General features: G+C 41.0%; 9 protein-coding genes. 8 read left to right on the forward strand and 1 reads right to left on the reverse strand.

Annotated elements, in window-relative coordinates; genetic code table 11:
• Positions 1–53: 53 nt before the first annotated feature.
• From I6N90_RS22680 to I6N90_RS22715, 8 genes are all read left to right on the forward strand, one after another.
• The gene (locus I6N90_RS22680) at positions 54–2,525 is read left to right on the forward strand and encodes a hypothetical protein (RefSeq protein ID WP_197938038.1); all 2,472 of its coding nucleotides are present in this window, start codon (positions 54–56) and stop codon (positions 2,523–2,525) included.
• Between the two features lie 78 nt (positions 2,526–2,603).
• Positions 2,604–3,110, forward strand: coding sequence for a hypothetical protein (locus I6N90_RS22685; RefSeq protein ID WP_197938039.1), 507 nt, complete (start codon positions 2,604–2,606; stop codon positions 3,108–3,110).
• Positions 3,111–3,304: 194 nt separating this feature from the next.
• Complete coding sequence (locus I6N90_RS22690) at positions 3,305–3,592, forward strand: alpha/beta-type small acid-soluble spore protein (protein WP_197938040.1); 288 nt, start codon at positions 3,305–3,307, stop codon at positions 3,590–3,592.
• A gap of 162 nt (positions 3,593–3,754) precedes the next feature.
• Positions 3,755–4,957: a methionine adenosyltransferase gene (gene metK / locus I6N90_RS22695; protein WP_197938041.1), complete on the forward strand. Its 1,203-nt coding sequence runs from the start codon at positions 3,755–3,757 to the stop codon at positions 4,955–4,957.
• Positions 4,958–5,146: 189 nt separating this feature from the next.
• Positions 5,147–9,574, forward strand: coding sequence for an Ig-like domain-containing protein (locus I6N90_RS22700; protein ID WP_197938042.1), 4,428 nt, complete (start codon positions 5,147–5,149; stop codon positions 9,572–9,574).
• A gap of 180 nt (positions 9,575–9,754) precedes the next feature.
• A complete protein-coding gene (locus tag I6N90_RS22705; protein ID WP_197938043.1) occupies positions 9,755–12,460 on the forward strand; it encodes a stalk domain-containing protein in 2,706 nt (901 codons plus the stop codon).
• 53 nt (positions 12,461–12,513) lie between these two features.
• Entirely contained in the window at positions 12,514–13,722 is a 1,209-nt protein-coding gene (locus tag I6N90_RS22710; RefSeq protein ID WP_197938044.1) for a sensor histidine kinase, read from the forward strand.
• Entirely contained in the window at positions 13,703–14,431 is a 729-nt protein-coding gene (locus I6N90_RS22715) for a response regulator (protein WP_197938045.1), read from the forward strand. Before I6N90_RS22710 ends, I6N90_RS22715 begins: the two co-directional genes overlap by 20 nt.
• Before the next feature lie 70 nt (positions 14,432–14,501).
• Here the strand turns inward: I6N90_RS22715 and I6N90_RS22720 are convergent, their stop codons facing one another.
• Positions 14,502–15,716: an LPXTG cell wall anchor domain-containing protein gene (locus I6N90_RS22720; RefSeq protein ID WP_197938046.1), complete on the reverse strand. Its 1,215-nt coding sequence runs from the start codon at positions 15,714–15,716 to the stop codon at positions 14,502–14,504.
• Positions 15,717–15,950 lie beyond the last annotated feature (234 nt).

The following is a 15,950-nucleotide window of genomic DNA, read 5'->3' on the forward strand; positions in this document are numbered from 1 at the left end:
CATTTGATAACGTCTAATTACATAAGTGAAAAATGGAAAAGGAGACTATAGTTATGAATAAAACAGTTAGATTGTCTCTCACAGCAGCAATTGCAGGTTGCTTAGTGCTTGCACCAATGCAAGGCTGGACGAAATATGATCAAATTTCATACGCAGCTACAAACGAAATGAAAGCATTTAGCGGAATGAATGTAAAAACATTCAAACTAACTAGCAAAAGCACGTTAAAGGTTAAAGATGTTATGTTTCAATATGGAGCTTCAACCAAAAGAGTCTTCTTTACAGCTGAATACTATAATGGTGATGGATCGACTATAGATGCAGCGGATTATTGGGTTCAACTTAACTCTAAAAATGGTGCTAATTACAAGCTACTAAGTTCGCCAAGTAATCCAACTGATTTGAAAATTGCACCGAAAACGTCTAAGAAGTTTACATATTATGCAGATGTTGATACGAGCTTAAAATATACAGACATTAAGTTTAAAGTAGTTAAGTGGGATTTTAGCGCACCGAACTACACGAAAGTAATTGGAGAAACAACAATAGCTTCAACATATGTAAATAAAGTACCAGCGAATCAATTTTATTTGATTCAAACAAAAGGCGAAAAAATAAAGAGCTCGCTTAAAGGTTCTAATAAAATAGATATTGGGAATTATAATGAAGTTCAAATCAAATTAAACCTTACAAATCAAAGTAATATGGCAGTACCAACTGACTATAAATATTATCTCCGTACGAAGTCAGGTTTAGTCATTACTGTAAATCCAACAGACCCTACGATCAAACAAGTTGGTGTTAACGAGTCTGTAGATTTGCTTTTAGTTTCTCAACTTAGCAAAAAGATTGATTTGGCTGGAGCAGAACTATTAGTAACTAAAATTGATGGAAAAGATAGCTTAGAAGTTCCTGTAGCGAACTATGCGGTTACTTGGAATGCTACTTCAACTCTTATTGCTAAACAGAATAAGAGCAGCAAATTTATCGTTGAAGATTCAACGGTTGAAATGTATATTAAGGATATTTACACAAACAAAGGTAATGCAACAAACGATATCGTTTTAAATATGAAGCTTGTAAATAGAGGAAATCAGGAAGTTAAGCTACCTGAGTTTACTTACGAAATCAAGACATCCAACGGAAAAGTATACAAAACAACTTCACCTGAAAAAGATTTAGTTTTGCTGCCGGATAAAGAAATTGATATTTCAATTAGTACAGAAATACCAGCAAATGCGAGTGATAAACTTGTATTGTTAATCAGTCAACCTAAGCTAGAAGCTGGTCCCCCGAAACATTTGAAAAGTGCATTCCTTTTGGATGCTATTAAACCAGCTGTTGAATTGAACACTAAAATTTATACTAGCAGTCAAGGAACTTATAAATTTAATATTGATTCTATTGAACGTCTTCCTTGGGGCGATGAAGATATTATCAATGTCTATCTTCAAGTAGCAAATATCGGTAAAGACACGGCAATTATTCCGAAGCTTGCAGGTTCCATGTCACTCAATGGCATTGAAGTAAAAGATGCAAAAACGTCTTGGACGAAGTTGGATTCTCAAATTATGATTGATCCAAATAAAACAGCAAATTTTGTTGTAAGCATGAAGGTTCCTTATACGTATACATTTAGTAAAGTGAATCTAAAAGTACTAGACCAAATAACTGCTGATAAAGCACAAACAATAGCGAATTTCACTTCTGCAAAACTAAAACCAGTTTCAAAAATAAATGTAGGTGGAACTCATTTCATTTCGTCTATAGGAAGACAATCAGAAGTTAAAATTGATCGGGTATATAAATTTGAAGGAAGCAAAAGCAACCTCGTTTATGTAGATCTAAATATGAATAATGCAGAAACTAGAGCTAAGCTGCTTCCAGTAATTAAAGCTCACTTTAATACAGGCACACATGGCGTATATGACGCCAAAATTGTAGATGTAACTACGAAAATAAACGCAAGAGAAAATGCAGTAGTAACACTGGTTGCAGAGCTGCCGAAATCAATTGAAAATTATAATGATATCGATCTAGTTATTGGTGAAGCAATGACAAATGGTGCTTATGCAACAGCTTCCAAGGATGCTGATGGATTTATTAACGTAGTAGGTTTCGATTTAAAACAAACAGAGTCAGCTATAAGTAAAGACCTACGTAATATTGAGTTGCCTTCGTATTCACTAGATATTCGTTCAGTGGATGCAAGAATAAGTGGGGGTGACAAACTAGAGCTAGGTCTAAATTATACGTTATTAGATAACTTCAAATATGCTAATAATGATCGTGAAAGAAAAGTTATTTTTGAAATAAAAACGCCTACGGCAAGTTTTGAGCAAACGGTTAAGTTAGGTACAGGCGGGATGACTGAGGGTAATTTGCAAACATTCGGTATAGATTTTGCAGGGGATAGAATAGGTTCTCATACTGTTAGCGGATTTAACCTTAATGTCTATGAGGAATACGAAGGTTTCAGAAGATTAGTTGGTACAGGCAAAATTAATGGATATTCAATGAACTAAAAATATATTCTGGCGCATTAAATCTTTATCTAGTATTCTGGTATAACTAGAATACTAGACAGAGAGGGGAATACTAGATTGAAACAAAAGCTAGTCAAAATAGTTAGCGCAACCGTATTAGTTACAGCGGGTGTATGGATAGGTGTAGTTATAGCTAAGCCGCTAGAAGCAAATTCTGGAGTAACACCAGGTTCGATTGAAGACCCTGTTGTAACTAAAAGCTATGTCGATGAGCAGATTGCAAAGCTTAATGCTGGAGGTTCATCAGGCGGCAATACAGGCGGCTCTAACGGTTCAGTCACAGAAACCAGCAACAAGCTGGAAGTTGTCGAAATACCAGTAGGTAAGACGCTGATTGCAGCAGGAGGATCGGAAGTGGTCGTTCGTTCTGGAAAGGCTGTTGCTTTCAGCTTTGATGCTAGTGGCATATCTGATTTAACAGATGGCGTTGATATTAAGAATGGTAAAAATGTGCCTAATAATCATTTGTTATGGTTCCCACGTGATGGTCGTGGAGTAAAGGGTCATGCAGATGAGAAAAAATCTGTAACGGTCATTGTTAAAGGTAAGTATTCTCTTAAGTAATTCATTTAGATTTTCAAGCTGTCATGGACCCTTAATTGGACTGTGGCAGCTTGATTGCGTTACAGCACTCTGTCAATAGTTCATCTGATTCTATGCCATATTTTACGCAGAATGACAATAGGTTATACGCTTGATTTCGGGGAAGTGAACACACACTAGGGTAGTGTACTTATCATCCACGGAGGTGTTTATAAATGAGTCGTTCCAATAAAGTTATTGTACCAAGCAGTAAAGCTGCTTTAAATCAATTAAAGTATGAAATTGCAGCAGAATTTGGATTATTATCGGGTGGTTACACTGGCGCGGGTTCTGATACCGAGTTTGCTGGAGAATTGGGTTCGGTTTCTAGTGGTGGAAGTGGAGGACAGACTGTTCAATGGTCAACGCTTTCAACTCGTCAAGCAGGGTCAGTAGGTGGAGAAATAACTCGCCGACTTATTTCACAAGCGGAGCAAGTGATTGGTGGAGGTTTTACACTTTAATTGGAAGGCATTCAGTCCATTGACACTAAGCGACATTTTATGTATCATAATTTTTTAGAAGAACAGTTGTCATAACAACCTTTTCCTTCGCGGAAAAGGTTCGTTTTTTGTGTAGAATCTTCGCACTTATCGAATACTATTGGTTGTAGGAGGTTGATACGGATGTCGGTTAAAGGACGCCACTTATTCACATCGGAATCAGTAACGGAAGGTCACCCGGATAAAATATGCGATCAGATTTCTGACGCTGTTTTGGATGCATTCTTGGAAGCAGATCCGAATGCACGCGTAGCATGTGAAGTATCGGTAGCAACAGGTCTTGTACTTGTAATTGGTGAGATCAGCAGTCAAGCAGATTTCATCGATATTTCTTCAATTGCTCGTCGCACGATTAAGGAAATTGGTTATACACGCGCTAAGTATGGTTTTGACTCTAGCACTTGTGCAGTTCTAACTTCACTTAATGAGCAATCTGCAGATATTGCACAAGGAGTTAATGCTGCACTTGAAACTCGTGATGGCAAAGATATGAAGCAAGAGAACGAAGATATCGGTGCTGGCGACCAAGGTTTGATGTTCGGTTTCGCAACAAACGAGACGCCTGAACTTATGCCTCTTCCGATCGCTTTATCACACCGTATCGCACGCCGTTTGGCAGAAGTGCGTAAAAACGATACACTTGGATACCTTCGTCCCGATGGTAAAACTCAAGTAACGATTGAATATGTAGACGGAAAGCCTGTACGTGTAGATACAATCGTCGTTTCAACGCAACATGCTGAAGAAGCAACTTTGGAGCAAATTCAACAAGATATTATGGAGCATGTTATTAAGCCGGTTGTACCAGTAGAATGGCTTGATGAGGCAACAAAATATTTCATTAACCCAACTGGCCGTTTCGTTATTGGCGGACCACAAGGCGATGCTGGACTAACTGGTCGTAAAATCATCGTTGATACTTATGGTGGTTATGCTCGTCATGGCGGCGGTGCATTCTCCGGTAAGGATCCTACAAAAGTAGACCGTTCCGCAGCTTATGCAGCTCGTTATGTAGCGAAAAACATCGTTGCAGCAGGTCTAGCTGACAAATGCGAAATCCAATTGGCTTATGCCATTGGTGTAGCTATGCCAGTATCCATTAACGTGGATACTTATGGAACAGGTAAGATCTCTGAAGAGAAATTGGTGGAGCTTATTACAAGCAACTTCGATCTTCGTCCTGCGGGCATCATTAAGATGCTTGATCTTCGTCGCCCTATCTATGCACAGACAGCGGCATATGGTCACTTCGGCCGTACTGATGTTGATCTTCCATGGGAACGCGTTGACAAAGCTGATCTACTTAAAGCAGGCGCAGGTCTGTAATATAAAGTAAATTCCTTATAAAATTATTGCAACTTAAACATCGACAAAACCGTCATTTCCTATGACGGCTGAGTCGATGTTTTTTTGTCTTTTAGGTATTTTTAATATAAAAAACGAGATAACCTAAAATTTTCATGCTGATAAGCCGAAAAATAAGATACAAGTGTATTATTTTGAGGAGTGAATGAAATGTATCGTACCCGCAAGCTGTCCTTATTCATTGCAATTGTTATGGTTCTTCAGCTTAGCTTGCCCGGTTGGTCTGATTCCAGAGTAGTAACAGCGGCCGCTAATGGCCCAATTGTAACAAGTTTAGTTCCTGCTGATAATATGACAAATGTTGCACTAGGTGCCAATTTGAAAATATCTTTTGATGAAAATGTAAAACTAGGTCCATCAACAGCCAATATATATGTAGTGAAAACATCAACTAATGAAGTAGTCGAAACAATCGGTGTTAATAGCGGCCAAGTTTCGATATCAGGTGGGAAAGATGTAATAATTGACCCAGCTCTTAGTGGGATGTCAGGAAAATTTGCTACTAATACGGACTATCATGTATTAATGGATTCAGGAGCAATATTGAATGCCTCGAATAATGCAGCTTATAGTGGTATCCAAAATGCTACTATTTGGAACTTTCGTACGGTTGCTGTAGAAGATGGCTTAAAGCCACGTTCTACAGCCCAAACGCCAGTTAATGGACCGCATCCGATTACTAGCACGATTACAGTTTCTTTTGATGAGCCGGTATATGCGGCGAGCGGTTATATTACATTGTCTTCTACAGATGATACACGAACTATTCCGGTGACATCAAGCAATGTGACGGGAAGTGGAACTACTACAATTACAATTCGACCAGAAGGAGTTCTGTTGCCGAGTACGGCATATCAAGTAACAGTTGCCAACAATAACTTTCAGGATAGTGCAGGCAATACATTTGATTCAATTTCATGGAACTTCTCTACCGCAGCAGCTCCAGTTAATTTGGCGAATTCACCTTTCTTTCCAGCAGATGATGCAACACTTGTACCTGTTGGGACTGATCTAGCGATTACTTTTGATCAACCCGTGCAAGCAAACGCTGGAAAGTATGTAGATATTAGACGTGTTAGCGATAATGGCTCTGTGGAACGTATAGAAGCGACAGATACGACACGTATTTCTATTAACAATAACGCTAGAACAGTAACTATTAATCTTAAAGCGAATCTATCTGCGAACACAGCATATTATGTCATCATAGAGTCGGGTGCCTTCTCTCAGCCTGCTCCTAATGCGCATCAATGGTTTTATGGAATATCAGCAGCAACAATCTGGAATTTCAGTACTGGCTATGGTGACGACACTAGTGCTCCCACATTTACGGCTTTAATGCCAGAGAGAAACGGCTCAAATGTTAGTTTAACTACTCCGCTTACATTGACTTTTAATGAAGAAGTTTATCCGAACAGTGGCAATATTGAAATAAGACAATCTATCGGAGGAACATTGTTCCGATCGATTCCGATTACTTCCGCACGCGTTAAAGGCGGCGGTACAAAACAGATCACAATCGATGCAACAAGCCATATATCTGCTATAGATCCTGCTAAGTCTTTTATTAACAACACAAAGTATTACGTCACGATAGGAAATCGTGCGATTCGAGATGGAGCAGGCAACTTTTTTGCGGGTTTATCTGGGGCATCTGGGTGGGAGTTTACGATTACACAAGATGGCGTTCGTCCAACACTGGACACGATATATCCAGCAAGTGGAGCGACTGCAATTGATGTAAATGCTACATTTTCTATAAGCTTCAATAAACCGATCATGAGAGGCGCTGATGTAGCGAAGATAATCAAATTCATTCCTACAAATACAGGTGCTACAGTGTCAGCTAATTTCTATGTTGATCCAAATAATAATAAACAAATTTTGATTCAACCGAGAACGCCACTAACAGCGAACATCAACTATTATATTAATATCGATGAAGGTGCAATAACCGATCTAGTGGGTAATGCATTCATAGGAATATTAAATCAATTTCAATGGACTTTCTTGACTAAAGGAGGAGACACTACTGCACCAACGGTGTCAAAGTCAGAAGTTAGTGGTTCTGTTATTAAACTCATTTATAATGAGCCATTAAATCCATGGTTGAAACCAACTCCTGCAAGTTATTATGTTACGGTAGCGGGCGTACCGCGATCTGTAACGGATGTGAAAATAGAAGGCAATGTAGTGCATCTAACACTATCTAGTACTGTAGGAGCTAATCAGAAGGTCGAGCTATCGTATACGAAACCAGCAGTTGGACTTGTACAGGACATTACAGGTAATCAAGCTGCAACTTTATCTAAAATAAACATAGCTAATGGCTACACGACCACAAGTCCTGTTGTATCAAGTGGATCTGCATCAGGGAACAATGTGGTGCTTAATTTTAGTGAAAGTTTAATGTCAGTAAGTCCTTATGCATATACACAGTTCACAGTTACCGTTGGCGGGTCAAATTATAGTACTACCTCATTGTGGCATAATGGGAGTACAGTTCAGTTGACTCTTAGCGGATCAATCCCAAGTGGACAAACAGTACGGGTCGCATATTCAGCGGGCAATTATCCGCTGTACGGCATGTCAGGAAATCAAGTTAATGCATTTAGTAATTATGATCCAAATGGAAGTGCAGGCAGCGGAGGTAGTGGAGTAGATACAAAAGCACCAGCCCTTCAATATATTACAGCTGTAAGTAATATCGTAACGATTAAATACAATGAAGTTCTAAATCAAGCGTCCAGTCCGGGGATCTATCAATTTACTGTTATGGCGGACAGCCAAGTACTAACGATTAACAATGTAGCTATATCGGGCGATAGTGTAAATTTAACTCTTAACTCATCTATTTCGACAGGTCAAGTAATTAGAGTATCCTACGTTGCAAACTGGAATACGATTAAGGATAACAGCGGTAATGCAGCTACATCTTATTCACAAGTTACCGCTACTAATGGATTTGGTTTTGGTGGTGCAGCAACGATGCAAAGTGCAATTGTTAAGGGCAATATACTAACTATCACATTTAGTGCGTATCTCGATCCAAAGGTTTCGCTTGCAGCAAATTCATTTCTCGTACGAGTCAAACAAACGTATCGTACAGTGTCAAATGCACAAGTTGCGGGCAATACTATAATCCTTACACTTAGTTCTCCCGTTAAGGCAGGCGAGCAGACGGATATTTCGTTTTTAAACAACACAAGCGGGCTCAAATCTATGACGGGACAACCAGTAACGGCATTCTCCAACGCAGCTGTCGTTAATGATACATCGTTTGCAGATAGTTTAACTGGAGATTATGAGGCCGCTGACGGCGGGGGCGTAACAATTAAAACGAGTGCTTCTATGTTGACGTCTGATACTTCTCCAGCAGGCGTTCAAACAAATCGTTACACGGTACAAAGTGATAAGTTTTTAGCTGCTATTACACTTAGCAAAGATGCTGGGATTACAAGTCCGCGTATAGTGTTCAAAGTGCCTGATCTTGAGCGAGCAGCTCTTGTAGCTATTCCAGTAATCGCACTGGAGCTAGCTCTTAAAAGTTCGAGTGATGTGACATTTGCGGTGCAGCACGGCACTGCTACCTATGAGTTGCCACTGCGATCACTCGACTTCACTACCCTTGCTAGACTAGGTGGAGGAAGCAACATGTCCAATCATCTTCTGATCGCAATAGATCAAGGTGCATCTACATTAACTAATCCGCTGATTACAGCGCTAAACAGTACTGGAGCTACAATCGTTGCAGGAGCGCTTAATTATGAACTGATGGTTGTTAATGGGCTCAGCAAACAGAAGGTAGAAACTTTTAGCGGTTACATTTCACGTACATTGAAGACGACAGGTAGTGTCGACACGAGTCAAACAGCAGCGGTATGGCTAGATCCTATAACGGGAGCTATATCCTATGTTCCGACTACGTTTAAGACAGAAAACGGTGTAACAAAAGCTACTTTTAAGCGCAAGGGAAACAGTGCATACGCACTTATAAAAAATACGGCATCGTTTACGGACCTGAGCAATCACTGGTCAGCTAGTACAGTTCATTTGATGGCGCGTAAATTTATCGTTGAAGGACATACAACATCGAAGTTTGAACCAAACAAGTCCATTACGCGAGGTGAGTTTGCTACTTATATTGCGAAAGGACTAGGGCTGTCGGGAGACCGAACGACTGCTGCTAAATTCACAGATGTGAATGCAGATACGGTGATGGGTGCTTATATTGGAGCAGCTGCAGCTGCGGGTATCGTTAACGGAATGAGTGGCAATACATTCAAGCCTGATAGCAATATTACAAGACAAGACATGGCGGCAATGATTATGCGTGCTGCGAAAGTTGCGGGGTTAACTGTACATTTACCGAGTTCATCTGATTCCTATGTGGAGAAGTTTACAGATCGTAAAGAGATCGGTGCATATGCTAAAATGAATGTAGCAGAAGCTATCTACTTAGGAATTCTGACTGGTAAGAGCCCTACAAAGTTAAGCCCGACTGCCAATGCTACCAGAGCAGAAGGTACAGTCATGATTATGCGATTGCTAGAAAAGGCTGAACTTATAACAAAATAGTTGATATGTAAAAATAGCAAGCCCCTTTGCCTTATTAAGAGCAAAGGGGCTTGTTTTTGTGCATAGGAAAATTTTTTCAAAAACGAAATAGTGATAGTAGTCTTTTATTAACGTAACTTTTCTCGTATTCTAGTAGTCTATATTAAGTAGATACATAGAGATGGGAGAGTTGCAAAAATAATGCGCAAGGTTACTAACATGAGCGATCAACAGAAGAGTAGGTTAGGGAGACGAGTGATCGTTATTGCAATAAGTGGTGTTTTGCTTGTACAGCCAGTGTCAACGATAATGCCGGGGAGTTGGCAATCATACATAGTATCACAAGCAGATGCTTCGACAGCGCCTGTTTTGAAGCTGAAGCAACAATCTATCATAACATCTGGTGCTAAGAGACTTGATTATGTTTGGCACACGACAAGGAAAAATAAATCCGTTCAAACTGATGTTCATGTCATTGAGGTAGATTTAACGAATCCCCATGTTTCATTGAATGCAATGAGCGGAAAAAACAACAGTGTTGGACAACGGAACAATATATTGAATATGACGAAGGAAAGCGGAGCAGTTGCTGGCATCAATGGTGATGTATTTGTCATGACTAACGAAGGGGCGCCACTCGGAGCGCAAGTGACGAGCGGTACTTTAGTATCCAGTCCTTCCAGACTGAAAGGGATGTATGCGTTCGCAGTTACAAGCGATCGTAAGCCAATCATTGATGCGTTTGAATTCTCTGGAACAGTAACAGCTGAGAATGGACAAGTATTTCCGTTAGAGGGCGTAAACCAGTCGACCTATTACCCTGAGGTAGCAGGTGTCACTTACAGTCACGTGGACAAAATGTTTATTTATACTCGTGCTTGGGGCGGTGCTGAACGGCCGAAGAATTCGTCGACGAAACCCACTGAAGTATTGGTGCGGGATGGGATAATCGAACAAATTACATACGACACGGCGATCCAAGGGGAAATTCCGGAAAATGGATACATTTTACGTGCGCATGGTAAAGCGGCAACATTTATTAAAGATAATATGCAGATTGGACAAGCGGCAACATCTATTTATTCACTTGTTTCACAAACGAATAAAACCCCAATAGATCCTGCTTCCCTTCAAATGTTAGTAGGTGGTCACACACTGCTTGTTGAAAATGGTGCGGCATCTCCTTTTTCAAGAGATATAAAAGGTGTGAGTGGTTCATCCTACACTTCGCGTTCTGCTGTTGGTTATTCAGCTGATGGAACGAAAGTATATATGATAACTAGCGAGAAAGCCGGAAGCAATACTGGTCTAAGTCTGAAAGAGTTACAAGATGTTATGGTACAACTTGGTGTTCATAAAGGAGTTAATCTAGATGGTGGGGGTTCCACCACGATGACGGAGCGGCCGCTCGGCGGCACGTCCATTCAATTGTCCCATCAGACGCAGGAGAGCTCGCAACGAAGCGTATCCAACGGGATAGGTGTATTTACTACTGCTCCTCAAGGATCGCTGCAAGGAATGATTGTGGGTGGCTCAAACGTGATGTTACTGGGAGGAACGGCGCAGTTTTCGGTAAAAGGTTATGATACCTATTACAATCCGATTACGGTTGACCCTACTACGCTGAAATGGAGCAACTCAAGCGATGTTGGAAGTTTCCAAGACAATGTGTTTACGGCATCCAAAATCGGAAAAACTAAGATTACAGTTAGTTCCGGTGAAATCCAGTCACAATACGACGTAGAAGTAATAGGGCAAGAACAGATTGCGTCTATGAAGATCAATAATTCTGCAGGTATGCTCACTAAAGGGTCAACTTTAAATGTTCCTGTTACAATTAAGCTTAAGAATGGGCGGACGTTTAATATGACAGGTGATGCTTTAACTTGGGAGTTTGTAGGGTTCAGCGGTTCGTATAAAAATGGCGCGGTTGTTGTGGATACGGTAGAAGACAACACTACTACTGGTTATGCAATAGCTCGTTATGATGGGTACGGAACGATGGTTCCATTTGTAAAAGGTGAACAAGCAGTATCGGTTGAGGACTTTGAAGTATCGCGTTATGCGATAACGACGCAAGTAACGCCAGCGGATACGACAAAAGGGTCCGTGAAGCTCGTTAGTGACTTGCCTGAGCAGAAGAGCAGTCGTGCGCTTCAAATCAACTATGATTTCTCGGGCGGTACGGGTACAAGAGCGGTCTATGCAATGTTAAGTCCAGAAGGGCGAACAATCGCGGGTACACCAACATCTATGACAATGGACGTTTACAGCGACAATAGTAAGAACTGGGTTCGTGCTGAATTCGTTGACGCGAAAGGTAAAGCACATTTGCTCGATGTCGCGAAGGAACTTAATTGGAATGGATGGAAAAATGTTAAGATCGATTTAGCTGCTTCAGAAATGGCTTTCCCAGCAAAGCTAAAACGAATTTACGTTGTCACGATTGATAAAGGAAGTGAATTGAAGGCAACTTCTGGATCGCTTGCAATTGATAATATTATGTTACGTACAGCAGCTGAAGTAAGTGAGCCAACAAGAGCTTCAATCGTTATGAACGTTGGAAATACAAAGGCAACAGTTAATGGGAATCCGATAAAATTAGAAGCTGCCCCTTTGATTCAAAATGGATCAACCTACGTACCGCTTCGCTTCGTGTCCGAGGCTATGGGTGCTAAAGTGGAGTATGATGATAAGACGAGAAGAGTAACGGTTCTTAGAGGCAATCAAATGATCGAGATGACAATAGGCAAGAAGGAATATCTGCTTAATGGCGTTCGATATACATCAAATGTGGCCCCATTCACACGTAATGGTAGGACACTTATTCCGGTACGCTTGTTTACAGAGAAGTTAGGTTTCAAAGTCGGATATGAAGAGAAACTTAAAAAGATTACGATAGATTAAACTTTACGGGATATGGTAAAAGTGTGGTATGATAGAGTGTAGTATCCTTTTTTATGAAGGAGTGCCAAACCGTAGTGAACCACCTGACAGTCGATATAAATAGAGTCATTACTAACGCCATACAAGTCATGGAAGATAGCAAATATCAAATCTATGAAATTTGTGAATCGGCGCGTACGGAGCTTGAGGCTCTGGAGCAAGAGTTAGAACAGGTGCTTCAAGAAACCGTGCGAACCATCGATAAGGTGGACCAATTAGAGCAAGAATACCGGCGTGCACGTATGCGACTGACTGAGGTCAGTCGTGACTTTGTGCGTTATAAAGAAGAGGATATTAAATCCGCATATGAAAAAGCAACTCAGATCCAGCTTGATCTGATGGTTTATCGCGAGAAAGAAAATTATTTGAAATCTCGTCGTGATGATCTGCAGAAGCGCGTTCGGAATGTAGAAAAGTCTATTGAGCGCGCAGAAATGATCGGTTCTCAAATCAATGTTGTGCTCCAATATTTATCTGGGGATTTGAATCAGGTAACACGTATTATCGAATCAGCGAAGACCAGACAACTTCTGGGTTTGAAAATAATATTGGCACAAGAAGAAGAACGTAAACGTATAGCTCGTGAGATCCATGATGGGCCTGCACAGTCACTCGCAAATATTGTGTTACGTACTGAAATCGCTGAGCGAATGATTATTAAGCAGCAGTTCGAATTGGTACAAGGTGAGCTCGTAGATCTGAAGAGTCAGGTGCGATCCGGTCTTGAAGAGATTCGCAAAATTATTTTTAATCTAAGACCGATGGCACTGGATGATTTGGGTCTTGTTCCTGCACTAAGAAAGTTCGCACAAGACTTCGAGGAGAAGTCAAGAATTCGAACGAAGTTTGATTTGACTGGTAAAGAAATTAGAATGCCTTCAGCCATGGAAGCGGCTATTTACCGCATGGTTCAAGAGGCATTTTCAAACGTGCTCAAACATGCTAACGCTTCATACGTATCACTTGAGATTAACTACAAACAGCAAGTTATTTCACTAACAATTCAAGATAACGGTGTTGGATTTATGGTTGGATCGGTTGGTAAGCCGACGAGCCGAAACTCTCACTTTGGCTTGGTTGGTATGAGAGAACGAGTGGAGTTAATCGAAGGAAGGATGGATATAGACTCAAAAATAGGACAAGGAACGAAGATTGTAATAGATATTCCAACGACTTCCGAACATAGAAAGGAGAATGAGAGTAATGAACCAGATATCGGCTAGCACTTCAGGAAAGATCAAAATTCTTTTGGCTGACGACCACCAGCTTTTCCGTGAAGGATTAAAGCGCATTCTAAATATGGAAGACGATATTGAAGTGATCGGTGAGTGCGGTGATGGCATTCAAGTGCTTGAGTTCTGTAATCATACGATGCCTGAAATCGTATTGATGGATATTAACATGCCGATTGAGACTGGCGTTGTTACGACAGAACGGTTAAAGGGTATGTTCCCTGATGTAAAGGTTATTATCTTATCCATTCATGATGACGAGAGCTATGTGTTTGAGACGCTTCGTAAAGGGGCGACCGGCTACTTGCTTAAAGATATGGAAGCTGAAGCTTTAATCAATGCTATTCGTTCTGTACACCAAGGACATTCTTATATTCATCCTAAGGTAACGGGTAAGTTGATTAATCAACTACGCCGGATGACCTATCTTGATGAGATGGGTGTTACTTCGGGAGCGGCAGCTACGAAGGAACCTGGAGTGAAATACATTGCAACAAACGAGAGCCCGCTAACAAGACGTGAAGCAGAAGTACTACGGCTCATGGCCGAGGGCAAGAGTAACAAGATGATTGGCGAATACTTGTTTATAAGTGAAAAAACGGTCAAAAACCACGTAAGCAGCATTTTGCAAAAGATGGAAGTTGACGATCGAACACAAGCGGTTATCAGCTCCATAAAATTCGGTTGGGTAACGTTATAATTATAACAATAGAGGCAATCTCTTGGGGTCATTTAGACCCTGGGAGACTGCCTCTATTTATGTTTTTCTATTAGCTTTCATTACGACGACGTTTCTTAAGAGTTATAAAGCCGGATGCTACAATAAATGAACCTAATAAGTAGTACGGGATGGGACTGTTTTCTCCCGTCTTCGGTAAGGTATCTACTGGAGGGATATTTTCCTCTGTCGTTTCATCTACGATGACTTCAGGTTCTTCTTCCTTTGGAGTCTCTTCTTCACCCTTAGGTAGCTGTTCTTCTTCTACAATGATCGGAGCTTCCGAAGCACTTGGAGAAGGTGAAGGCTCTATAGTTGGCGATGGTACAGGTGAAGGAGTCACAGGATCGGGTAAAATCGGCGGTATGATAGTCGATGGTGTAGGTGATGGTAGTGGTGTAGATGTTTGTGTTGGTGTCGGCGATGGTGTTGGACTACTAGGCGGCGATGGCCATGGTGTAGTATCACCAGTTGGCGGTGGTGTAGTAGTCACAGTAGGTGTTGGTGTTGTAGTCGGTGTAGTAGTCACAGTAGGTGTTGGTGTTGTAGTCGGTGTAGTAGTCTCAGTAGGTGTTGGTGTTGGCGTCGGTGTAGTAGTCTCAGTAGGTGTTGGCGTTGGCGTCGGTGTAGTAGTCTCAGTAGGTGTTGGTGTTGGCGTCGGTGTAGTAGTCTCGGTAGGTGTTGGCGTTGGCGTCGGTGTAGTAGTCTCAGTAGGTGTTGGCGTTGGTGTCGGTGTAGTAGTCTCAGTAGGTGTTGGCGTTGGACAAATGCCTCCTTTATATAACAAGAAGTTGATCAAGGTAAGATGATCATGTCCATACCCAGGGTTTAACTCGAGTTGCGGAGGACCAGCATACAAATCTAGTTGGGCGAGTCCGCAGCGAGGAAGATCAATCGTTAGTTCTGCACTGCCTGCTGCATCTACTTTTATAGTCGCTCCGCTATAATGAATCTGATTTTCATAAGGCTCAGGCGTACCTTCATAAGTATAAACGGAGAAGCTGACTTCTACACAATCGATTTTCGTTTTAAACTTCGCAGTTGCAGTGCCATCACCATTGATCTTAATAAACGGTGTAGAAGTATCTTGTTGCTCCACCTTATGGGCATGCTTTGAGTATTGCTCACAGACGACGGCTGGTGTAGCTGAGACAGCGGTAGGAGTTTCCTCGTTTAGACCTTCTGCGAAAACTAACGAGTTAAGAGGAAGAGTCAATAATAACAGCGTCATTAATGGGTATAGCAGCTGTTTCTTAAACTTGTTCATCCATTCACTCTCCTTTTATTGTTTTATACATTTTTAACTAGATCGCTGTTAAGGGATTCATCCTTTCTTTGTATGTATAGGTCATCATATTGTATATATGATTGAAGATGTACAAAAAGAATAGCATATATTATCAATTCAACAAGGGTGTATTTTTGTCGATTCGTAAGAGCTTATGCATATAAAAACCGCCTTGTCCTCGAATGCCGTAACCGATAGGCTAGAAACGGCATA

Source organism: Paenibacillus sp. GSMTC-2017, assembly GCF_016019935.1.
Lineage (GTDB): Bacteria > Bacillota > Bacilli > Paenibacillales > Paenibacillaceae > Pristimantibacillus.

What these genes read in the sequence shown, in the direction of transcription:
- I6N90_RS22715 (WP_197938045.1), top strand. Translation starts at nt 13,703, where the DNA reads ATGAACCAGATATCGGCTAGCACTTCAGGAAAGATCAAAATTCTTTTG.
- I6N90_RS22690 (WP_197938040.1), top strand. Translation starts at nt 3,305, where the DNA reads ATGAGTCGTTCCAATAAAGTTATTGTACCAAGCAGTAAAGCTGCTTTA.
- I6N90_RS22720 (WP_197938046.1), bottom strand. Translation starts at nt 15,716, where the DNA reads ATGAACAAGTTTAAGAAACAGCTGCTATACCCATTAATGACGCTGTTA.
- metK (WP_197938041.1), top strand. Translation starts at nt 3,755, where the DNA reads ATGTCGGTTAAAGGACGCCACTTATTCACATCGGAATCAGTAACGGAA.
- I6N90_RS22700 (WP_197938042.1), top strand. Translation starts at nt 5,147, where the DNA reads ATGTATCGTACCCGCAAGCTGTCCTTATTCATTGCAATTGTTATGGTT.
- I6N90_RS22680 (WP_197938038.1), top strand. Translation starts at nt 54, where the DNA reads ATGAATAAAACAGTTAGATTGTCTCTCACAGCAGCAATTGCAGGTTGC.
- I6N90_RS22710 (WP_197938044.1), top strand. Translation starts at nt 12,514, where the DNA reads ATGAAGGAGTGCCAAACCGTAGTGAACCACCTGACAGTCGATATAAAT.
- I6N90_RS22705 (WP_197938043.1), top strand. Translation starts at nt 9,755, where the DNA reads ATGCGCAAGGTTACTAACATGAGCGATCAACAGAAGAGTAGGTTAGGG.